The following is a 23,520-nucleotide window of genomic DNA, read 5'->3' on the forward strand; positions in this document are numbered from 1 at the left end:
AGTTAATGTATGTTGCCGCACGTATCATTAAAACAGCCCGTTCAATTCACTTATCATTCGGGAAAGGCTGCCGGTCACTGGATGCTTTTAAGCATGTGTATGAAAAATTAGCTTATGAGTAGCTAAATAAAATGGTATTGAATGATTAACTTCTTCTCAGGCTAGGTTCTGCAGAATAGACTCGCTTGAAAAGAAGAAATTGTAGATAAAATGGCAATACGAAAATATTAACGCGCTATTTATGCTGAGCAGATATCAGAAAGGCAAGAATAATGGAGACTAACATCGTATTATTGGCATGACTAACAGTGTCTACAGAGAAGAAATGAGTTAATGCAATAAAATCACGGATTCAGGTGATTATTAACGCTGCCACCGGAATCGGAGCCGGAACTGTCGGCGCAGCCGGTAGCCAGGAGTACGAAGCCACAAGAGGCAAGAAAAAATACAGGGGTTTTTATGGAAAAGCGCCGGGTAGCAGAGACTGCCCGAGAAAAAAATACAGCAGGAAACATCATCAAATTCCTTTTTGATTCAAATACACCACACACTACAGGGGCCGTATGGCGGTCATGCCCGACCTTGCCACCCAGAGTCCATTCAACGGGTGCAATGTATACCATCTATTTACACAGGTGACCAGCCGTCGCGCCCGAAAAAATAAGAGTGACGGCTGGTCGCGATCTTACTCAACCGTGACCGATTTGGCCAGGTTACGCGGCTGGTCGACGTCTGTACCTTTGATAATCGCCACGTAGTAACTCAACAATTGCAGTGGCACGGTATAGAGCACCGGCGCGAGTATGTCGTCGATCGGTTCCAGCTCAATCAGCTTAAGGCCGTCGCCCGCCGTGAACTGGGCCCCTTTATCAGCGAACACATACAACTGACCACCCCGCGCACGAACCTCTTCCATATTGCTGTGCAGTTTCTCCAGCAGGTCGTTGTTGGGTGCAACCACAATCACCGGCATGTCGCTGTCTATCAGCGCCAACGGACCGTGTTTGAGCTCGCCTGCCGCATAGGCTTCTGCGTGGATGTAACTGATCTCTTTCAGCTTCAGCGCACCTTCCATCGCAATTGGATATTGTGTACCGCGACCCAGGAACAACGCATGGTGTTTGTCGGCAAAATCTTCGGCCAAATCTTCAATGGTGCTTGCCAGTGTCAGCGCCTGCTTCATCTGTGCCGGTAAGCTACGAAGACCCTGAACCACCTGGCCGATGATGGCCTGATCCACACCCCGGTGCTTGGCAATGCTCAACACCAGCAACATCAGGCCAATCAATTGCACGGTGAAGGCCTTGGTCGAGGCTACGCCAATCTCGGCACCGGCGCGCATCATGTACGCCAGGTCCGATTCCCGCACCAGCGATGAGCCGGGCACGTTACAAATCGCCAGCGTTGAGTGATAGCCAAGCTCTTTTGCCAACCGCAAAGCCGCCAGGGTATCTGCGGTTTCACCCGATTGAGAAATGGTGACAAACAAGGCGTTGTTCGCAACGACTGATTTGCGATAGCGAAATTCAGACGCGATTTCGACCTGGCACGGCACACCGGCGATTTCCTCGAACCAATAGCGCGCCACCAAACCGGCGTGATAGGAGGTGCCACACGCGACGATCTGCACGTTTTCTACGCCGGCCAGAATATCGTTTGACCCGGCGCCGAAGGCCTCGGTGATGACATCGGTATCGGTAATGCGTCCTTCGAGCGTGTTGTTGATGGCATCGGGCTGCTCATGAATTTCCTTGAGCATAAAATGCTTGAACGGGCCCTTGTCACCGGCATCGTGTTTGATATCACTGGTTTGGCTGGCGCGTTCAACGACCTGGTCGTCAACATCAACTATGTGCACACTGCGCCGGGTTATCTCGGCAACATCGCCCTCTTCCAGAAAGATAAACTGTTGCGTAACCGGCAACAGCGCCAACTGGTCTGACGCAATGAAGTTTTCGCCAATGCCAAGCCCGATCACCAAAGGCGAACCAGACCGCGCTACAACCAGGCGCGACGGATCACGCCGGTCCATCACCACCGTGCCGTAAGCACCCACCAGCTGTTTACGCGCGCGCTGCACGGCCTGCAACAGGGAGTCGGCTGTGCGCAGTTCTTTTTCGATCAAATGAGCGATCACTTCGGTATCGGTTTCTGATGCGAACTCAAACCCTTCCTGCTCCAGCTCCCGGCGCAAGCGAGCATGATTTTCGATAATACCGTTGTGAACAACGGCCACGTTCTCACCCGAAACGTGGGGGTGCGCGTTGCGTTCGTTCGGTTGGCCGTGCGTTGCCCAACGGGTATGGGCAATACCGGTACCTCCAGTCAGTGGCGACTCTGCCAACGCAGCGGCCAGCTCACTGACCTTGCCGACACGACGCACCCGGTGCATCTGCTGTTCATCAATGATCGCCACGCCTGCCGAGTCGTAACCCCGGTACTCAAGACGACGCAACCCTTCTACCAGAATTTCCGCCACATCCCGTTGTGCTACTGCGCCTACAATGCCACACATAGTTTTGCTCCTTGTGATTCGCTGCCCTGTGATATCAGGCAACCGTGAATCGATTGTTTGTGCCCGGCTTCGTATCAGATAACGTTGCCCGGGCTGTGTTCAGTTCAGTGTCTGTCTCTGCTCGCTTGAGCGGTTCCCGCAACCGGTTTGCCAGCCGGTATTAGGGCTTGACCGGGCGTGACCAGCCCTTCACGGTGACTTGCCGTGCCCGGCCAACGGTCAGTTGGTCGGCCGGTGCGGTTTTGGTCAGCACTGACCCTGCCCCCACAAAAGCACCAGCTTCAATGGTGACCGGCGCAACCAGAGTGCTGTTGGAGCCAATAAAAGCACCGGCACCAATGTCAGTCACAAATTTGTTCGCACCGTCGTAATTGCAGGTGATGGTGCCCGCGCCGATGTTGGCCCCCTCGCCAATCACGGCATCGCCAATGTAGCTGAGATGGTTAACCTTGCTACCAGCACCAATGCTCGCTTTCTTGGTTTCCACAAAGTTACCCACTTTAGCACCGGTGGCCAGTTCGGTACCCGGACGCAGGCGCGCAAAGGGCCCCACCGTTGCACCGTCGCCCAAAACAGCGCCGTCAATCAGGGTATTGGCCTCGACCACCACATCATCGCCAAGTCGGGCATTGCGAATCACACAATTGGGGCCAATGCGCACACCGGCGCCCAGGTCGACCTCACCTTCAAACACAGCATTGACGTCGATCAGACAGTCCGGACCAACCCTGACCGTGCCGCGAATGTCTATGCGTGCCGGGTCCATCAAGGTTGCGCCTTCCGCCATCAGGGCGTTGGCCGCACGCTGTTGATACCAGCGCTCCAGCACTGCCAGTTGCTGGCGGTTGTTGACGCCCAGGGTTTCTTCAACGTCATCGGGTTGCACGGCCTGTACCGACATACCCTCACTGACCGCCATACTGATCAGGTCAGTGAGGTAATACTCGCCCTGTGCGTTATTATTCTTCAGCCGGGGCAGCCAGGTGTGCAGCATCCAGGCGGGCATGGCCATAATGCCGCTGTTGACTTCCGTAAGGGCCAGTTGCTCGGGGCTGGCGTCTTTGTGCTCTACGATGGAGACCACCTGCCCCTGCTCATCCCGAACGATTCGACCATACCCCGCCGGGTTATCCAGCTCGACCGTCAGCAGTCCCATGGTCTGCTCAGTCACCTGCCCAATCAGCTTCTTAAGGGTTTCGGCCCGGGTCAGGGGGACATCGCCATACAACACCAGAACCACACCGGACTCCGGCAGGCCCGGCAAGGCTTGCGCGACAGCGTGGCCGGTTCCGAGTTGCTCTTCCTGAAGCCAGAAGTGGGAGGCGGTGTCGCTGAATGACTGCTTCACCTGGTCGGCCCCATGGCCCACGACCATATGAATGTCATTGCTGAATTGACATGCAGTCTGATGTACGTGGCGAGCCATTGGCACACCGGCTACGCGGTGCAGTACCTTGGGAAGACGGGACTTCATCCTTGAACCCTGACCCGCCGCTAAAATAACAACACTGACATCCATTTCTTTCTCCTGATACCCGAACATTAACGATTCGCTGCATTCTAGCGCCAAGTGTTCAGGTCGCAAGTGAGCAATTGTCAGAATTTTCCTGACAGGCTGCCTCATTTGAGGTTTCTTCCCGGCGACATCGACGAACGGGGCTCGGTCGTTAGAAACGGCCGTCTGCCCGCATTGAGCGCTGTCAGTTTTTCGACGGTCGGTATTAGTTCCGGAAAGAATGAGAACTGGTTCCGTAAAATGTCTCGATCACGTCAAACTTCCCACACAAAACCCTCGAAAACACGTCATTTATGTAACGAACGTCGGTATTTTTGTCAGCTTTCTGCAGCCTATGAACTCCGTCACAGGCGGCGCTCCGCCTTGTCCGTATAGTGGCCGAACGGTAGACATCCGAATCGAACCATTCCAGAGGCTTCTCTTACATGACGGCACGACTACTGGTTATTTGCACCACATTGCTGGCGCTCTATGGCTGCCAGATTGAGCCCGCAGAATTTGGTTCAGCCAATGCAGGCAGCGGCACTGGCTCCAGTATCGGTAATAGCAGCGATAACGACTCGGTTGCCCGCGCCCTGACTCTGTATTGGTCGGCTCCTGTCGAGCGCCTCAATGGCGAGCCGATGGATTTCACCGATATTGGCGGCTACGAGATTCGCTACCGTAGTCAGAATTCAGACAACTACACCAACATCGTGATCGACAACCCCGCCGTCGAGCAATACTCGTTCGATGCCCTGAGCAACGTTAACGACCTGGTATTTGAAGTGGCGGTGTTTGATGCCAATGGTATCTACAGCGAGTTTGTTATCGCTCAGGGCAGTTAGTCACGGCTGCGCTGTCCCCCTCTCTCTCTCTCGGGTGGAGAGAGGACTGCCGTGTGCAGTGCAGACCGCAACTGGCACGAGTTCCCAGGTGCTGCCCTATCTAAGTCTCTCCCCCTGTGGTGGAGAGAGAACTGTTGTATGCAGTGCTGCAAGCGATGGGCACTGGTTGTATTTCACCCAACCAACCGCTCCCTCTCCCGTCCCGCGGGAGAGGGCTGGGGAGAGGGCTCGCTTCACCCTCACCTGTCGACTTTTTTAACAAACGCCTGATCACCCGCCCATCACCGACTCACACCTTGCTCTATCTATCATGTATTTACATTAAGGAGTCGCATCGGCGTGGGGATGCCAATGTCCCCATACAATCAGCATCAGTCATGCATTGGCGGGCGGCAAAAGAGTCAACAACCGGCTACATCACGTGCGTTAGGCAGGCACGCCACACCGCCCTTTAATAGCCTGGCACGATAATCGCTAGTTATTGAGAAATGTCGCTGCACAGCGACCCAGACTGGGCGTCACCGTTTCATGGTAACGCTGCGTGAGCACTGAACTGTCTTCAGTCGGTCTTGTCTCAGGGAATGAACATGCGTAAAACCACAACTTCGATTGCGATCATTATTTCTTCTCTGGTTGCTGCCTCCAGCGCCCAGGCGGCCATTATTTTCTCCAACGTTACTTATGGCGCAACGCAGGCAACCCAGGCAGAAACCAATTACCTGACCAGCCTGGCAAGCTACCAACAGGAAACGTTCGATAATCTGGCCACGGTCACTGCAGCCGGCGCCACATCCCTGGGCGCTGCGCAAACAGGCAACCAGCAAAGTAGCTGGGTGATGGCTTCCGAACAGTTCAACACGTCAGTTGGCGTCTTCAGCATGGTGAAATCAGATGGCGCAGCCAACCGCAGCGATGTTCGCCCCGATTTGCTGATGATAGAAAACAGCAGCACCGGTGAATTCGGGCGCTCGCCTTCGCACGCTACGAACTGGCTCGACAGCAACGATGCCGATATTGTGAGCTGGGACATCTCCGGTGTCGGTTTTTTTGACAGCCTCGGATTCTACCTGTCAGACGTCAACGACCAGGGTGCAGCCCTCAAGCTGGTCTTCAACGATGGCACGGAACACACAACACAGTTGAACAGTTCCCTGAGCAATGGCAATCTGATGTACGTCTCCTTGATGGCCGATGTAGCGATCAGCAGTGCTTCCTTGCTGTTCGACAACGGAACCAACAAGAACGATGGCTGGGGTATCGATACCATTACCGTCGGTTCCATTTCAGTTCCAGAGCCCGCTACGCTGGCATTGTTGAGCCTTGGCCTGATTGGTGTCGGAGCGGCGCGCCGGGGCGTACGCCAGAACTAACGTTGTTTGGCTGTCAGGGCCTAAACAGAACCAGGTATTAATCCTGTTCAGGGTTGGCACATGCAACGCCATGCGCCAACCCTCCACCGGAAGTTGTAATGTCAGTAGTAGAACCAATAAAGCGATGTTTGCTGAGCCTGCGCCCTGGCTATACAGGGCTGTGCCTGTTGACTGTTCTTACTCTGTCACTGACCGGATGCATGGCACCTCAGGGCTTTAGCCGGGGCGATGTCATGCTGTATTGGGAAACCCCTCGAGAACGCACCAATGGCGACCCACTGCCTCTCGCAGAACTCGGCGGATACGAAATTCGCTACCGTCCGGCCAGCGAGAACCGGTTCACGGTCGTGTTGATTCGCGACAACGGCACAGACCAGTATTTGCTGGAAAACATCAGAAACCCCGACTCCGCCATCATCGAAGTTGCCGCATTCGATAAAGACGGCATTTACAGCAATTGGGTAAGAGCACGCTGACAGGCGGTCTTCTCCAAGCCTCATTCGCAGCAAACCAAAACATTGCCCTCCGAATTTGTAAAGTTTCTCGTCTACCTGCCTGACCCTGCTTCAACTTAGCGCTATACTGTTTCGGTATTCAAGGATGAACAGTGTTCTTTTAAGAACCGCTCAGGGAAAGCAATAACGGATTATGAACTACCTCTCGGTCACCTATACGGTCATCAGCACGGCTACTCTCATGACGGCCTGTTTGCTACTGGCTATGGCCTATCGCTCCCGCACCCAACGCTGGCAGTGGTCGCTCACGCTTGGCGTCGCCGCACAGCTCATCTGGCTGATCGCTCTGATCGGCAGCTATTCGCTGACCGCCAACCTCACCGCCTTGGTCTTGTCTGCTGAAGTGTTGCGCTTCGCCGGGTGGTTTGCGGCTATGGGCTGGTTATTGCACCGGCACGCTCAATGGTCGCAGTGGCCCCGCGCTACCCTGGGGCTCGTTCTGTTTTTTATGACACTGGCTGGCAGCTCGTTACTGGTGATCTGGCAGTTCAGCAAGGCCACCGACCTGACAGCAGCGCTGTACATCGCCATGGCCATTTCAATCCTGATCATGACTGAGCAGACCGTACGCAACGTTCGCCCTCACCGGCTGATCAAACTGCTGGCGGTTTGTTTATCACTCTCACTAGCGGGCGACGTGCTGGTGTATGCACAGCAACTGTTCACCGGCACCATTTCCACACTGGCCTGGCAGACTCGTACGGCCTCAGCCTGGCTACTGGCTGTTGTGCTGCTGATTGGCACATTGCTGTTTCGGGATCACCAGAACCACCGGCCACAGCTGCAGTTGTCGCGCCCGGTTTTTTTCTACTCGGCTTCCGTCGTGTTTACGCTGGGGTTTATGGCACTGGCGGCCATTGGCGGGTCGTACGTGAATCTACTGGGTGGTTTCTGGGGTGGCTACATCTACACCCTATTTACCCTGATTGTGCTTTTTCTGGCTGCCGCCCTGTTCATTTCAAAAGAGATGAGGCAGCGCTTTGAAGTGATGGCCAGCAAGCACTTTTTTAACCAGAAATACGACTACCGGCAAGAATGGCTGACGCTGATCCGCCGACTCTCCGAACTCGACCCTTCACACCGCCACTACCATCAACAGCTGTTGTCCGTTATTTGCACGGCGGTTAAGTCCAATGCCGGAACCTTGTGGGTAAACAGTGGGCCATCCCTGTCGTTCAAGGCGTCAACCATGAAGCAGGAATCATTGCCCCGGGAAATTTCGCTGGGAGAGCCCTTTGTTCGAACCATGGTAAAGCATGCCTGGATCTTTGTGCCCCATACCGACAACCCCAGTCTGGCCATGTACAACGACAACCTGCCAGATTGGGTGCAAGACGATGCACGCATCTGGATCATGGCGCCGTTGCTCAACCAGATGAAAATGACCGGCTTTGTCATTCTGGAGCAACCCATTGCCGCCCCCAACATCACCTTTGAAGACCTCGACCTGCTGACCAATGTCTGCACGCAAATCGCCAGCCACATTCGATTGCATGAACAGGAGAAGCTGATCAGCGAAGGCCAGCAAATGGAAACCTACCATCGCTTGTCAGCGTTCATCATGCACGACGTCAACAACGTTGTGGCCCAACTGGACCTGCTACATCGCAATGCCGAACGCCATAAAGACAACCCGGCATTTATTGATGACATGATCAAGACCGTCGCCAGTTCCGTGCGTCGCATGCAGGGGCTGATGTCGAAGTTCAACCCGTCGGCAAAAGAAGACCGGCGCCAATTGCAGGTTCAGGAATTGTTACGCGAACTGGTGAGCGAATGCAGCGACCGCGCCCCCAAACCCGAACTGCTGACGCAGGGTGACTTCTCAATCGATGCCGACCGGCAGAAATTCATGCTGGCCATTAAAAACCTCATTCGCAACGCACAGGATGCCACCTTGCCCGACGGACGCATCACCCTATCAACCGGTGTATCGGCCACCGGTTCACCCATGCTCAGCATAAAAGACACCGGCACGGGCATGCCACTGGAGTTCATTCAGGACCATCTGTTCAAGCCGTTCAGCACCACCAAAACCGACACCGGGGTTGGCATTGGTGCCTACCTGACCAAAACCTACCTTGAACATATTGGCGCCCAAGTGCGCGTTAACAGCGAGCCGTTTCAAGGTACCGAATTTGCCATTGTGTTCACCACCAATGGTGCTTAAACCACAAGGAGAGCCCATGGAAGCGCTCGATCGCATCATACTTATTGTCGAAGACGATGAAGGGTTGCAAAGCCAGTTGAAGTGGCACTTCGATGACTTCGAATCGACCCTGATTACCGCCCGGGACAGAACCGAAGCCCTGAACGCAGTGCGTATGTACAGCCCCAGCATCGTCATACAGGATTTGGGCCTGCCACCGGACGACGAAGGTGTCAGCGAAGGGTTTGCCTGCATAAAAGACATTCTGACCATTGCACCGGAAAGCAAGATCATCGTCATGACGGGCAAGAACGATCACAAAAATGCACTGGACTCGATCGCCGCCGGGGCATTCGATTTCTACTTAAAGCCCGTCGACCCTGAACAATTGAGCAAGGTCGTCGACCAGGCATTTCGCATCGCCCGGCTGGAACACGAAAACCGCTCGCAGCAAGCTTTCTTCGAACCCATTGCGGGCCTGGTCACGGCCGATGCGACGATGAAACGCGTGTGCCGCATGGCGGAGAAAATTGCCCAGTCGCCGGTAACCTCAACGCTGCTTGGTGAAAGCGGTACTGGCAAAGAAGTATTGGCCCGGGCCATTCACAACCTGAGCGATCGCAAGGCCTGCCCCTTTGTTGCCATTAACTGCGCCGCCGTCCCTGAAAACCTGATTGAGAGCGAACTCTTTGGTTATGAGAAAGGGGCCTTCACGGGCGCCGGAAAAACCACCGAAGGCCGCATTGAGCAAGCCAACAGCGGCACACTCTTTCTCGACGAAATTGGCGACATGCCCCTGCCACTGCAGGCGAAGTTATTGCGATTCTTGCAAGAACGGGTCATCGAGCGAGTGGGTGGACGTAAAGCCATCAACATCGATGCCCGGGTTATCTGCGCCACCAACAAAGATCTTAAGGCCATGGTCACCAGGGGCGAATTCCGCGAAGACCTGTACTACCGCATCTGCGAAATCGTGGTTGAGATTCCTCCCTTGCGCAACCGGGGCACCGATGCCCGGCTGCTCGCCAACTTCTTTTTGCAAAAATACGGGCGTTCCATGAAACAGCGAAGCCTGCGCTTTTCAGACGATGCGCTATCGGGCATTGATGCTTATGAATGGCCCGGTAACATTCGGGAAGTTGAAAACAAAGTAAAACGCGCGGTTGTATTGGCCGAGAACCACATTTTAAGCGCTGAAGATCTGGATCTGAAAAGCGATGGCGATGGGCTGCTGAACCTGAACCTGAGAAAAATTCGACAGTCTGCCGAAGTGGAAGCCATTGAGCAGGCGCTGGCCCTGAGTGAATACAATGTCTCAATGGCCGCCAAACTGCTGGGCATAACCCGCCCGACCCTGTACGACCTGGTCCGGAAATACTCGCTGAGTACCGACAAGAAAACAGACAAAGATTCGCTGTGACTTATTCAACATCATTCACACACGGCGCATCAATCCACCAAAAAAACTAGGACAGAAAACCCATGAACAGGATGTTTACCCCAAGCAATGCACTAACACCGCGCGTCTGTCGCCGGTCCTTTAGCTGGCTTGCGAGCCTGGCCGCTGCACTGTTGATCGTCGGTTGTAATGATTCGGCTCAGAGCGGCACCAGCAGCACGCACGTTCAACGCAGCCAATCCTATGAAGAACAGGGTCAGTATCGCGCCGCAATGATTGAACAACGCAACGCCATACAGGCCAACCCCGGTGACCTGGAGCAAACTCACCGGTACGCCCGGCTGTTACTCACCATTGGCAGCCCGAGCAGCGCCCAGACGTTACTGGAATCGGTCAGCGACCGCCACACCGATCAATCACGGCAATTACTGGCGCAGGCCTATCTGAACCAGGGGAAATTTGTGTCAGCCGATACGGTACTGGCCCAAGTGGCAACACCTGATGCGAACGGCGCAACGCAAGCCCGGCTGCGAGCGCTTGTCGATTTCCAAAGTGGCCAGACACAACCGGCCGTACAGCGCCTTACCCAACTGCATGCCGACTACCCGAATGATACTGACGTGACACTGGACCTGATCACCACCTTAACCGATACCGGTCGGTACACACAGGCGAATGCATTGATCGACCAACTGCCCGATGCGCAAAAAACCTTGCCACAAGTGAACTACCTGGCAGCGCGCGTTGACTACCAGAACAACCAACTGACTCAGGCCGAAGCGCACCTGACCCAGGCGCTGATCGACCTGCCCAACACCGACATGATGTTGCAAGACCGGGTTCAGGTATTGGAGCTGTTATCGTCTGTCCTTACCGAACTGGGCCGACCTACCGAAGCCACGGCTTACAACAACATCGTTCGCGAAGCCAACCCCGAAGCCTATTCCGCCCAGCAGCAATACCGGGAAGCCATTACTGCTGCCAGCCGGGGCGATGTGGTCAGTGCCAAGAGTGCGTTTCAGGACATCCTGAACCAGTTTCCGGCCAACCGGAACGCCGGCATGATGCTCGGCCTACTGACGCTTCAGGACGGCGAAGTCACCGAGGGGGAACAACTGCTGTCTAGCCACCTCGATCCGGAAACCGCACCGGCGACGTTTGTGCAGGCCGCCGCGCTGGCACAAGTTGAACTGGGCCGTAGCCAGGAAGCGCTGGATGTATTGAGCACCGCACTGCTGGCCCGCCCTGACGATACTGATCTGCTCGGCTTGTACGGCGCACTGCTGCTGCGCGACGGGCAAAGCCAGTTGGGCATTCAAACGCTGAGCAAAGCGCTCGAACTGGAGCCTGACCGCAGCCGTCTGATGCTGATGCTGGCTCAATACTACGCCGAACGCGGCCAACCCCAACTTGCCCTCGGCCATCTGCGCAAAGCCTATGCCCTGGCGCCTTCAGACTGGCTGACCACACAGTTTTACGTCACCACTCTGGTGGCGGAAAACGACCTGGCTGAGGCTCAGCGCATTGCCAATGAGCTAACCAGCGCCTTCCCTGAATCGCCGCAACCGTATTGGATCAACAGTATGCTCGTGTATCGCCAGGGCGATGCCAGCCGCGCGTTGATGCAGATGACGTCACTGCTGGAAGATCACCCTGAATTCACCGATGCCTACCCGGCCACAGCCCAACTGATGCGCCAGCAAGGACAAACGCTGGCCGCGACCGACTTGTTGATGAGGGGCTACCAGGCCATTCCCGAGCGACCCGATCTGCTCGAAGCCGCGCTGCAATGGCGAACCGATGCCACATCCGCCACCGCCACACTCGACTGGTTACTCGCCCAGGCCGCAAACAGCCCGCAAGATGTGGCCCTGCAATTAAACAGCGTCGCCATGAACCGACTGCTGGCCCAGGGCGACTTTGAACAGGCCAGCGGGCTTGCCGACCAGTATCAGGGCTATGACCAACCCATGGCCCGGGCCATGACCGGCCAGTATTTCAGAGTTCGGGCGCAACAAGCCGCCAGCCAGGAAAATTGGAACGATGCCGAACGCTGGGTGAGCCAGGCCGAGCAGCGCCAACCCCAAGACCTGCAGACGCAGTTTTTGGCCGCTCAGATCGAAAACAGCCAGGGCCGACCTCAGGATGCCCAGACTCGTCTTGGTGCTCTGCTGGCGAGCCGGCCCGATAACCACCAGATCGCCGCGCAGAAAGCCCGACTTACGGCAGCCAATGGCAACCGGGCTGGTGCCCTGAACGACCTCAGAACCTACTGGAACCAATCGCCCAGCCGTGAACTGGCACCCATCTATGTCGCACTGATCAGCGACCTGGAGCCCGAGCGACTGCTAATAGCCCTGGAGCAATGGCACCAGGTCGACCCGAATGCCGCCGCCCCCTGGTTTATGAAGGGTAACTATTATTTGAATCAGGAAGCTTCAGCCGACGCCATAACGGCTTACCGTGAAACCGTTCAGCGGGATTCAAGCCACGTTGCAGCGCTGAATAACCTGGCCTGGCTGCTGCGCGAAAACAGCCCAACCGAGGCACTGGACTTTGCCGCTCGGGCCGCCGACCTGGCACCGGAAAACGCAGGCGTACTGGATACCTATGGTTGGCTGCTGCACCTGACGGGCAATCACCAGCAAGCGGTGACCATTCTGACGCGGGCGCGCCAGCTGGCTCCCACCAATGCCGACATTGAACAGCATCTGAAAGCCGCAGAGGCCGGTGCGGTGTCTCCTGCCTAAACCTCGCCGGGCTCGCCCCGGCCGGTCAGTTTAACTGTCTGGCCACGGCATCGGTTATGCGTGCAACCGCGGCCCGGTCAATGCCCTCGTGCACGGGCAATGTGATCAGGCGGTCGGCAAACTGCCGGGCATTCGGCACCCTGGTTCGGTCGAACCGCCCTTCGAGCCCCGCAATATCTGGCAAAGCATGACGATACATCGCCGTTGCGCCGAGCCCAGCCTGTGACAGTGACGCCAACACCGCATCTCGTTGCTCCCGGTTGCTCAGCAGCACGGGGTAGCGCAACAAGCGCCCCCGGTTGGCTGTGCGACGGCCCTGTGTTGTGAGCCCCGGTACCTGAACCGACGTTATGCCCGCAAGGGCTTCGTCGAAACAGCGCTCCCGCCAGGGATCGAACCGCTGGTAGCGCTCAATGTTCGCCCCCAGTACCGCCCGGGGCTGCGGGTCCATGCCCACCAAACCGGTTAAAGCGTGATAACTCGTCTGCCCCAACGAAAGGCCGGGCAGCCGGCTCACCACGCCATACATCAGAGGGTGCAACAGGGCATTGTAAGCCCGGGCTTTTACCGGCCAAAGCCGATCGGTTTCAGGCGGTGTGATATCCATCGGTTGTGGCTGCACCCGAGTCGCCACCAAGCCACCGCCCAAAAGCCCAATGGCCTTGCCACGACCGAAGGAAAACGTCAGGTAATCGGCCTCGTTGGTCACAGGCCTGTCCGGCTCCGGGAACCACTGGGCGTTGTCTTCAATAATGGCAATGGGAGATACCTCGGGCAGCAAGCCCCGTATAGCATTCACATTAGCGGCAAGCCCCAAAAAGTTAACAGCCAATACCGCCAGCGTGTGTTCTGTCACCGCGCCAGCCAATGCCGCCGCATCGTACTCACTGGTACCATCGGCGAGATCGACCAGCCTTGGGGTGTAGCCTGCGTAATCGGCTGCCGCTACCAGATCGGGACAGCCATAGGCGGGAATCAGCACTTCCGGGTTTTCAACATGCGGGTGCAGCAACCGATGCTGGCACAAACACCACGCCAGCGCCGCCGTGCCCGATTGCAACCAGATCAACTGATGATCAGGAAACACACTACTGAAATCGAACGCTGACGACTGTAAGTCGACCGCGTTGCCCGCTGGGGGATAGACAGCCCAGCTCATCGGGCAGAGGGCTTCCAGGTCGTCATACGCTTGCCTTTAACGAACTGGATTGCCGAATCGGCCAGCGCCAGGTTCACCTGAACAAAAAAATACACCAGCCGAACCGCACTGTGATCCTGCCCACGGCGACCCCAATGCCCCCAGGCTGCAACGCCATAAAACACCGCTTGAGCCACCAGAGCCAGAGAATAGATCCAGCCATCGTTCGCCAGCACCAGCGTTACCACCAGCAATGCCCCCAAAAACCAGGGCACGCCCCAGCGCATGAGTTTGTGGCTGAACACCTGAAACGAAAACAAGCCAAACCGAACAGGGTTCAATACATCGGGGTGCCGCGCCAGCCCCGTCATGCCGCGCAACACGGTGCGGACTTTCCGGGCGTATTCACGAGAAGCGTCTTTGAGGTCTTCGTAGTAGCCGAGTACATCGGGCGCCGTCACCGAGCGCAACCCCAGGCGGGCGCAGTTCAGCGCCGTATTAAAATCGCTAGGGGAATGAATGTCCCATTGTTCACAGACTTCGGCGCGGGCAGCGAAAAAAGAACCACTCAGGCCCACCAAGCCTCCAAGCTGACTTTCTTGCCGGCGCAGCCACATTTCGTATTTAACGTAAGCACCCTCGCCAGCGACCTTTCCACTCTTGCTGATAAAACGGTCTTCACTCGACACCGCACCAACCCGCGAGTCGGCGAAATAAAGGCTCAGGTTCTGCAGAGCTTCAGGGTCCATTTGCGTGGCGACATCCGAAAACACCAGCACCTCCCCTTTGGCAGCCTGTATGGCCGCCAACTGGGCGTTTTCCTTACCCAAACGGTCCTGCGCCCTGACCAGCCGGATACCGCGGTCGGCATAGCCTTGCACGAGTTCATCGGTCCCGTCGTCACTGCAGTCAGACGCGACGATGAGTTCCAGCCGATCAGGCGGGTAGTCCAGAGCCAGCACGTTTTGAATCTTTTGCTCGATGCGGTGTTTTTCGTTGTAGACCGTAACAATCAGGCTGAGAAAGGGCGGCTCTGAGGCGTGAGTGGCTGGCGCCTTAATCGTGTCGGGGCGGATAAGGTTCCGCAACAGCAGCAGGGCCAAAGGGTAAAGGAAGTAGCTGTACACGGCGCAAAGCGCCAGAATCCAAAACAAGACAGGTAACATGGTCAGCTCCTTGGACCAGGGTGAATACGATCAAACACAAAGACCCGGAAAGGCGCTTTTAACGCAGCCCTCCCTGATGCATAATGTGCCACAGTATAACCAACACGGATGTTGAGTACATGTCGATTTCCCGATCCACAGAAAAGATCCGGGTCCTGCATATCATTTCAGGGGACCTTTGGGCAGGCGCCGAAGCCCAGGCCTACGCCCTCATCAAGCAACTCAACAAAGACTGCACCGTCGCTGCCGTTCTAATGAACGAAGGCGAACTCGCAACTCGCCTGCGCGCCATCGACATCCCCGTTACCGTACTCGACGAAACCCGTCTGTCAGCTTTGCGCCTGTTCCAGGGCCTGCGCAAGGCCATAAAAGCCTTTCGCCCAACGGTGATTCACACCCACCGCCAGAAAGAAAACATTCTCGGTAGCCTGTCCAACCTGACCACACTCCGCGCCCGATGCGTGCGCACCGTACACGGCGCCAGCGAATTCGACGGCGGCCTGAAAACACGCATACAGCGCTGGGCAGACACAGCCTGCGGCCGCTGGCTGCAAGATGGCGTGATCGTCGTATCACAGGAGCTTATGGACAAACTGCAAGGCCAATACGGTGCGCAAAAACTCTACTGCGTGCCCAATGGCGTCGACCTTGAAGAGCTGAACGAAAAAGCCAATGCCGGCACAGACCTGGTGTTTGAACCCGACTGCATACACATTGCCATCATCGGGCGACTGGTACCGGTTAAACGGGTGGATCTGTTTTTGGAAGCAGCGAGGCTCGTATTGGACCGATCAAACAACTACCGGTTCCACATAGTGGGTGATGGCCCCTTGGAAGTAGAACTGAAAACCCAGGCAAGTTTACTGAATCTCGTGGAGCCCAATGTTCAGTTTCACGGCCACCGATCGGATATACCTGCGATCATTAAAAAAAGTGATGCTGTCATCCTGTGCTCAGATCATGAAGGTATGCCAATGGTTGCATTGGAAACCCTTTGCTTGAAAACCACTCTGATCAATACGGATACAGTGCACCTAGAACAAAATGGTATTGCTACTGAGAGACAGCCCATTGTTCAATCTGCTAACGACCTGGCAAAAGCAATTCTAAATCTGCGACCAAGCAACGACCAACCCACCCTGAAAGATAAGAATTTTGAGCTTACTGTGGACATTTGTGCCCAAAAAACCCTAAGAGTTTACTGCAATAAATTGCTTGCTGAGTATGAGCCCAACTTTGTTCAGCCTTGATATCGACGATAACTGGAAATCTGCAGGCTAGTTAAGCCTGCCAACCAATTAGTGAGTGCACAATAAAATGCCAAAAATTCTTATGCTGTCAGACATCACGGGGCTAGGGCCAGACTATCACGTAGGCGATGAAGCCATGGCCGAAGTCGCTATAGAGCGCCTTGGAAAGCTGGTCGGGAAAGAAAACCTGATTCTAGGCTGTGCTAGCCCTGACAAGGTTCCAGAAACTTACGGCATAAAGGCCTTTGCGTTCTATCACACTCCAGAAGCAGAATTCCGAAAGATGCTCTGGAAAAAACCTTTGTCATACTTTAAAGCCATCGCCACCAATATCTATCAAGTCATCAAGTGCGATAAAGTGATTGTATGCGGTGGTGGCAACATGACCAGTGTATGGCCCGGCGTACTTGAAGCCCGGCTAAGGCTACTGAGAATAGCGAACTTCTTTAAGAAGGATGTCGTACTGGTTAGCCAAACCATAGGGCCTTACAACGAAACCCACCGTCGCGCCATTGATAAGGTACTTCCTTCTGCCAAATGGATTGGTGTTCGGGATATCAACTTCTCTCATACCCAGGTAACAGCACCTGTTCACTTCGCGCTCGACGATGCCTGCTTTCTAGAGAAAAAACACAGCGACTACACACAGAAAATCAGCGATTCTAGTAAGATATTCGCCTGTGTTTCGATGCGCAAATTCGGCGACATGGAAGACAAGGACGTACTGGCGGTTGCCACCGCCATGAGAAACACTGTGTCAGCGAACGACGTAAATACCGTGTTCATACCACACCATGCGCCCAGGGGGGCCGAAGGCGACATTAAACTGGCGAACAACATCCAACACTTGTGGCCTGAAGGTACATTCCACCTAGTCGACCCTATCCCGCTTGCATCGACGCTCAAGGCACTGACAGCCGACAGCCAGTTTGTTGTATCAATGCGCTACCATCAATTGATCTTTGCACTGTCGATTGGCGTACCAGCAGTCGGGATTTATGTGGATCAATACACCCAGGCGAAACTTACCGGCTCATTCGAGGCGCTGGGCCTAAAGCCTTTGGTAACCTCAATTCATGAAGTCGAGACCAGGCTGAGTGCGCTGGTAGAAGAGGCGTTGGCAACGAGAGCAGACTTCGAAGCAGCCGCGCGGAAGGTTCAGCTTGAAGCCAGAGCTATAAGCGAACGCCCCTACAACATCCTGGCAGGGCTGGCACCGCAATCACCGACCACCGACAGCACTGCAGACGCTACGGAGGCTAGCAGAACGTGACAGGGATGATGGTACTCTTTCACTGTGAATCCAACCCAGGTTATGCGGCATCCAGCCATGAACATACTTTTCTTGAGGTTGCGAAGCACTTTGTCGATGGAATGGACAAGGTTCACTATGCCTATGCGAACCTTGAAGGTGGAATGACACCTTCACTTCCCAGCGGTCTATCCAATGTCATACAGTTAGACACCCAATGGTCGGAGCCCTCCCAGCTCGAAGCCATAGAAACCTATATCAGGGAAAACAAGATCACTCGCCTACTGGGGTTCGACCAACCCGTGTCACGGCCCGCATACCAAGCATTAAGGCGAGGGGGTGTTAAAACTTTCGTTTCCTATTGGGGGGCTCCCATGAGCTCCATCAATACCGGCCTTAAGTTGATCCTCAAGAGACTTGAAGTGTCAGCCCGACGCTCTGGCCCCGATCACTACATCTTCCAATCTGACGGCATGCGCGATACCGCTGTAAATGGCCGTGGCATTCCTGCATCCAAAACGTCGATCGTTAAGACTGGGATAGATACAGAAAAGTACGCGCCAGACCCAACCAGGAAAGAATACGCCCACCAGTGTTTCGAGATACCCAGAAACCGGAAAATCGTTGTCTTTTCCGGTCATATGGAACGCCGAAAAGGTGTTCATATCATTTTGCAAGCAGCCAAAGTACTAACCCAGGATATGGACTACAAAGACGTCCAGTTCCTGATTCTTGGCAACCGGCCCGGCGAAAAAGAAGGGTTCAATGAGTTTCTTCAGGACCCAGAGGTTAATCAGCATATCACATTTGGCGGTTATAGAAGCGATGTGGCAGACCTCCTTAAAAGCTGCTCTGTGGGCATGATCGCATCTACCGAGTGGGATTCATTCCCAATGTCTTCATTGGAGATGGCAGCAACAGAACTGCCACTGGTAGTGTCTGACCTCCCAGGTTTGAACGAGGCAGTTACAAAAGAGACTGGCATAAAGTTCCCTGTGAGCGACCCTGTTTCAGCTGCCGAATCCCTGCACTCACTGCTCAACGACAATCCCCTGTTAACCGTAATGGGGGCAAATGGTCGAAGCCGCGTACAGGATGAGTTTTCAAGAAAGGCCCAAGCCAGGGGGATTATAAAAGTGTTCGAAACCCTAGAAGCCCAGCCGGAGTATTCGCTTTGAGCCAAGCTCAACAAATGGTGAAGCACTCAACCATCTATGCCGTAGGTAACATATCCAGGCAGCTTGTTGGTTTTATAATGCTGCCAATCTATACCAATTATCTAACGCCTGCCGACTATGGTGTTATCGGCCTATTAATCTTCATGGTAAGCCTGTTTGAAATACTATTGGGCGGACATATGTTTCAGGCTGTCCCAAAATTTTACCATAAGGAAGAAGAACGCCAACGAAAGAACGCTGTTGTTACAACCGCTTTGCTTGTAACATTATTTTTCAGTGGTATCGCTTGCATGATAATGGCTTTCTTCGCAAATCCACTTTCTATATTGGTATTCGGAGAACAAGAATACAGCATCTATATCATCATTTTCTCTGCGCTCATACTAACGCATGCCCTTGAACAATATGGCTTAACATACCTTCGCATCATCAAAAAACCCTGGGTATTCTTCAACTTCAGCATGCTGAAACTAGCAATGCAACTAAGCTTGAATATTATCACTATCGTAATCTTAGATTGGGGACTAATGGGTTTAGCACTAAGCAGCCTGATCTCATCTGTAGCAATATCAACACTACTAATAGCGTATACACTCTATAAAGTAGGGTTCAGGATTGACACCAAGGCAATAAGAAACCTACTCATATTCAGCTGGCCGCTTTGGATCTCTGGTTTTATAGGCCTGTATATAGGGTCATCTAACAGATATTTTATCAGGATATTTTCGAATCTAGATGATGTGGGCCTTTATGAGCTGGCTGCAAAATTTGGTATGATAGTTTCAGTCCTTGTATGGAGCCCTTTTTCGCAGTATTGGCAAACAGAACGCTTTGCCATTGCAAAAGATTCAAGTCCGTATCAAGCCTATTCAACTGCATTTCGCATGATACTAGCGTTGATGATGATATCGGGTATTGGTGTCATTGTCTTCTCTCAATTAGCAATAGATATTATGTCTGACCCACTTTTTCATCCCGCAACAAAGGCCGTACCCTTCCTGGTATTAGCTAGCATATTTCAAAGCTTAACTATCTTTAACAACTTTAGCTTTATGCATACCAATAGAACTATTGAGATCACGAAAAACAATATCGTTACTGCATTGTGCATTACCATACTCTATTTAGTGCTTATCCCTGCGTTTGGCTTCACAGGTGCTGCTGCAGGTTTTGCACTGGGATCATTAATCCAATATTCATACGCTTTGCACGCCGGGAAGAAACTATACGACTTACAGGTTTCACAGCGCCCCCTTATATTCACTACACTAATTCTCATCGCTAGTTCTCTAATATCCCAATCGATTATTCCCGATGATTTTAGTGCACTGCCGGTCATGTTGAGTATACTATTGGCAATAGTTAGTAGCTTTTTTGTAATATTAATCTCAATTGAAAAGAAAGAAATTGAGTACGCATGGACAGCAATAAATAGGTCCACTAAAAGGTAAAAAAATTGGGAGGAATTTTAGATATGACAGACCAAAAACAAAGGACGCGGTTTCGTATAATGAGTACATTTGGGAAGAGAGGGAGGCTAGATGGTAGGCTCGGCGCTTTCTTCCGCCAATCGTAAAAGCACTGTAGCCGTTCATTCCAACGCGCTGTTGACCGCTGCGTAGAGATCCAGTTTGTCATGGACAGACTAAATTCTAGACCAAGAGCTACACAAGATGGAAAATCATCGAACGGACTTTTTCTGGTGTGACAGGTAGATTTGCTTACCGCGCAAATGAATTGCACTTATTACTTGAAACTAAGGCATCTTTAATACATATTGCAATTAAGAAAGGGAACCGATACTGACATAGAGTAGCCTTGAGCACTACGCACTACGCACTACGCACTACATCAAATGCTGTCATTCAAACTTAGCTACTTGCATAAATTTATTACAGATCTAAATTTACCGCCCTTTCCTCGTGGTATCTCTTTTACAAAAATCACTTCAAAATCAAAATCATTTACGAAATATTCTTTTAATTTAGCTAATATCTTACACTTGAGTCCATCATCGAATTCTCTTTCTGGAATCACCTTCAATGTGATCAGACTCATACTAACCTGAATATACTGTGACTCTAGTATTGGCAAACCTTTAAGTATCGGACTCAACCTACTGTACTTTTTCCCGCTCTTGGAAATAACAACATCATCAACTCTACCTTCTATACCCCTGACTATTGGATAATGAGATCCGCATTCACATCTATCTTCCCTTATAACTTTAACCGTATCTCCAATTCTGTATCGAATTAATGGCATTGCATGATTTATAAATCCAGTACATATTATTTCTTGGCTTTGACCAGTTTCGTCAGTATCAACAAACTCGGCTAAGCCATAGTCTTCACGAATATGCATTGAACCATTCTGACACTCATAACCGAAAACACACATTTCTGCTGTGCCATATTGATTCCGGACTGGGCATCCAAAAGCATGTTCTATGGCACGCCTTTGATACCCGGACAACGTTTCAGATGATGTGCATATGAATTTCGGAGTTGGCAGTGAAATGCCATTAGTAATAGCAAAATTAGAAATTTCATACAGTACGGAAGGATAGCTATCTATGTATATTGGTTTGTATGCATTTATAGCCTTACAATACTCTCTCAAACTGGAATCGTTAATATGATACGCAGACATGTACAAAGTTCTATTAAAACGATCTAATAACCAATAGGGCGGTTTAACTCCGCTTGCTGGTCTAATTTTTCGCCCCGCAATAGTTATGGACTTATCTCTCGGTGTTGCTCCATGTATTCGAATAAACCAATCAAAGTACGCGTAGTTTCTTTTCCTGGCCTCAGCCGTACAAAATATCTCGAGAGGAGTTCCTGTCGACCCTGTGGTCTTTAATTTTAATAGTTTCAAATTTACATTTTTATCACTTATGTACTTTCTACCCTCAAGTTTTAAAGTTTTCTTCTCAAGCACGGGGAATTTTTTTAGCACGCCTAAAGCATCATTGTCATTGTCGCCTAAAGAATCGAAAAGTTTTCTGTAAGCTGGAACTTCTTTGGCTGATGCAAGAACTTCTTTTACGTTCGAATTTTTTATTGCATCTATGCGATCATGATCTAAATATGAGTTTTCTTCAACTTCCTTTAGAAACAGATAGTAATCCCCCGATCTTCGTTGAAAATACACATACATGCCAATTACATATAATAGAGCCTCTTGAATAAAGACAGGAAGCCTATAGAAAATCTGCTCAACAACTGACACTAGTTTTTACTCCATTCAGCTGTTACAGAATCAATTACCGATTTGATTTTCTTCCCAATTGTAGAATAAGAATAATTTTCTTCAATAAGCCGAATCCCTGCACGAGACATTAACTCTCTCTTAGTAGGGCTTCGCATAAGCGCTTCAATCTCTTTAACGTACTCATTAGCCGTGCGTGCAAAAACAACAGTATCTCCTTCTTTTACGTTAATACCTTCGCATGCTATAGGGTGAGCTATCAATGGAATGCCCATTGCCAAAGCATCTAGTACCTTCAACTTAGTACCACCTCCGTCATCTATAGGACAAACATATATCGCCGCTTTCTCCATAGGCATTCTAATATCATCAACAAAGCCCGCAGCAAATATTTTATTAGCTCTTTTAGATACATCTGCCAGCCCTTTGTGCCAGCCTTTTCCGCAGATAACAACCGGACCTTTCGTAATCGATAGATCGTACACCGGCTCTAACTCATTAACGATGAAATCAACGGCTTTAGCATTGGGATACCACTCAAGTCCACCTGCAAAAATACAACCCGTAACTTCTGAATCAGAGTAATCCTTTGAGCGTTTAAAATACTCAATGTCAACTCCATTCGGTATGACTTCTATCTCACAATTAACATATGTTCTCAATCTTTGTCTATCGAGTTCTGAACAAACTAAATTAACCTCTACCCTATTGCACCAATATTTCTCCCAACTTCTAGTTCTACTAGATTGCCACTTAAAATAGAGCTTTAAAATCCCAGAGGAATTGTTCGCTCTTCTCTCAAGCATCTGAGATTCTATATTATGATGATTTACTATCTTGGGGGAATTAACATTTCCTACATAAGCGGCCAGCCCTATAGTGTCAATGTACACTACATCATATTCATTACTCTCTAAAGCCTCCTGCACTGCTTGCTCGAATTTACTAGACCTTAGTGCGAGCACATCATAAGGAACTTGACTAAACAATGATTTGAAGCCCAGGAAATACTTGTTTAGCTTTCTTGCATTAAGTCCATGAGAAATTGTGACAAATTTTCTAACATATTTACTTAATGATTCAGAAATCTCTTTTTGGCCAGTCTGGAAGTCTGGGTAATAAGCTCTTACCTTAGATCGCGGCATTAACGTTACCAGATCAATATCTGCAAACCCTGCCATTTCTTTTAGCATGTTGAAAGATCTTTGCATTGCACCACCTTTAGGTGGATATGGTGCAAAATGCCCTATCCATAGAACTCTTACCCTGTCCATACTATCCC

At 52.1% G+C, this 23,520-nt stretch carries 16 protein-coding genes; 10 read left to right on the plus strand and 6 right to left on the minus strand.

Translation table 11 applies throughout. The features are described 5' to 3' along the window. Positions 1-685: 685 nt before the first annotated feature. Both glmS and glmU read right to left on the minus strand, forming a co-directional pair. Positions 686-2,515 (minus strand): glutamine--fructose-6-phosphate transaminase (isomerizing), encoded by a 1,830-nt coding sequence (gene glmS, locus G565_RS0113105; protein ID WP_028671333.1) that lies wholly within the window; start codon positions 2,513-2,515, stop codon positions 686-688. Between the two features lie 160 nt (positions 2,516-2,675). Continuing rightward, positions 2,676-4,034, minus strand: coding sequence for a bifunctional UDP-N-acetylglucosamine diphosphorylase/glucosamine-1-phosphate N-acetyltransferase GlmU (gene glmU / locus G565_RS0113110; RefSeq protein ID WP_028671334.1), 1,359 nt, complete (start codon positions 4,032-4,034; stop codon positions 2,676-2,678). A gap of 422 nt (positions 4,035-4,456) precedes the next feature. Here glmU and G565_RS0113115 point away from each other — a divergent pair, with 422 nt between their 5' ends. The 6 genes from G565_RS0113115 to G565_RS0113140 all read left to right on the plus strand — a co-directional run bounded on the left by G565_RS0113115 (position 4,457) and on the right by G565_RS0113140 (position 13,041). Further along, positions 4,457-4,858 carry a hypothetical protein gene (locus G565_RS0113115; RefSeq protein ID WP_028671335.1) on the plus strand — a complete coding sequence of 134 codons (402 nt, stop codon included), beginning with the start codon at positions 4,457-4,459 and terminating at the stop codon, positions 4,856-4,858. A 587-nt stretch (positions 4,859-5,445) separates the two neighbouring features. Further along, positions 5,446-6,228 carry a PEP-CTERM sorting domain-containing protein gene (locus G565_RS0113120; protein ID WP_037339185.1) on the plus strand — a complete coding sequence of 261 codons (783 nt, stop codon included), beginning with the start codon at positions 5,446-5,448 and terminating at the stop codon, positions 6,226-6,228. Between the two features lie 98 nt (positions 6,229-6,326). Next, positions 6,327-6,704, plus strand: coding sequence for a hypothetical protein (locus G565_RS0113125; protein WP_157600078.1), 378 nt, complete (start codon positions 6,327-6,329; stop codon positions 6,702-6,704). Between the two features lie 172 nt (positions 6,705-6,876). Next, on the plus strand, positions 6,877-8,913 hold the full coding sequence (gene prsK, locus G565_RS0113130; RefSeq protein ID WP_028671338.1) for an XrtA/PEP-CTERM system histidine kinase PrsK: 2,037 nt from the start codon (positions 6,877-6,879) through the stop codon (positions 8,911-8,913). Positions 8,914-8,929: 16 nt separating this feature from the next. Continuing rightward, a complete protein-coding gene (gene prsR / locus G565_RS0113135) occupies positions 8,930-10,312 on the plus strand; it encodes a PEP-CTERM-box response regulator transcription factor (RefSeq protein ID WP_028671339.1) in 1,383 nt (460 codons plus the stop codon). A 62-nt stretch (positions 10,313-10,374) separates the two neighbouring features. Beyond that, a complete protein-coding gene (locus G565_RS0113140; protein ID WP_028671340.1) occupies positions 10,375-13,041 on the plus strand; it encodes a tetratricopeptide repeat protein in 2,667 nt (888 codons plus the stop codon). A gap of 25 nt (positions 13,042-13,066) precedes the next feature. On the opposite strand, the gene G565_RS0113145 is transcribed toward G565_RS0113140, so the two are convergent. Both G565_RS0113145 and G565_RS0113150 read right to left on the minus strand, forming a co-directional pair. Beyond that, positions 13,067-14,200, minus strand: a complete 1,134-nt coding sequence (locus G565_RS0113145; protein WP_028671341.1) for a DegT/DnrJ/EryC1/StrS family aminotransferase — start codon at positions 14,198-14,200, stop codon at positions 13,067-13,069. Next, a complete protein-coding gene (locus G565_RS0113150) occupies positions 14,197-15,345 on the minus strand; it encodes a glycosyltransferase family 2 protein (RefSeq protein ID WP_028671342.1) in 1,149 nt (382 codons plus the stop codon). The genes G565_RS0113145 and G565_RS0113150 overlap by 4 nt, the downstream gene beginning before the upstream one ends. A gap of 119 nt (positions 15,346-15,464) precedes the next feature. Between G565_RS0113150 and G565_RS0113155 the strand changes: the two genes are divergently transcribed. From G565_RS0113155 to G565_RS0113170, 4 genes are all read left to right on the plus strand, one after another. Then, on the plus strand, positions 15,465-16,595 hold the full coding sequence (locus G565_RS0113155) for a glycosyltransferase (RefSeq protein ID WP_169579651.1): 1,131 nt from the start codon (positions 15,465-15,467) through the stop codon (positions 16,593-16,595). Positions 16,596-16,677: 82 nt separating this feature from the next. Then, positions 16,678-17,868 (plus strand): polysaccharide pyruvyl transferase family protein, encoded by a 1,191-nt coding sequence (locus tag G565_RS0113160; protein ID WP_281168928.1) that lies wholly within the window; start codon positions 16,678-16,680, stop codon positions 17,866-17,868. Positions 17,869-17,873: 5 nt separating this feature from the next. Continuing rightward, positions 17,874-19,025 carry a glycosyltransferase family 4 protein gene (locus G565_RS0113165; RefSeq protein ID WP_028671345.1) on the plus strand — a complete coding sequence of 384 codons (1,152 nt, stop codon included), beginning with the start codon at positions 17,874-17,876 and terminating at the stop codon, positions 19,023-19,025. Next, on the plus strand, positions 19,022-20,476 hold the full coding sequence (locus tag G565_RS0113170) for a lipopolysaccharide biosynthesis protein (protein ID WP_028671346.1): 1,455 nt from the start codon (positions 19,022-19,024) through the stop codon (positions 20,474-20,476). Before G565_RS0113165 ends, G565_RS0113170 begins: the two co-directional genes overlap by 4 nt. Before the next feature lie 424 nt (positions 20,477-20,900). On the opposite strand, the gene G565_RS0113175 is transcribed toward G565_RS0113170, so the two are convergent. Together G565_RS0113175 and G565_RS24080 are read right to left on the minus strand one after the other, a co-directional pair. Continuing rightward, positions 20,901-22,259, minus strand: coding sequence for a phenylacetate--CoA ligase family protein (locus G565_RS0113175; RefSeq protein ID WP_028671347.1), 1,359 nt, complete (start codon positions 22,257-22,259; stop codon positions 20,901-20,903). Next, positions 22,259-23,512, minus strand: a complete 1,254-nt coding sequence (locus tag G565_RS24080) for a glycosyltransferase family 4 protein (protein WP_084649376.1) — start codon at positions 23,510-23,512, stop codon at positions 22,259-22,261. The genes G565_RS0113175 and G565_RS24080 overlap by 1 nt, the downstream gene beginning before the upstream one ends. Between the last annotated feature and the right edge of the window lie 8 nt (positions 23,513-23,520).

The sequence above is a fragment of the Saccharospirillum impatiens DSM 12546 genome, from assembly GCF_000423605.1.
In the GTDB taxonomy this organism is placed as follows: Bacteria; Pseudomonadota; Gammaproteobacteria; order Pseudomonadales; family Natronospirillaceae; genus Saccharospirillum; species Saccharospirillum impatiens.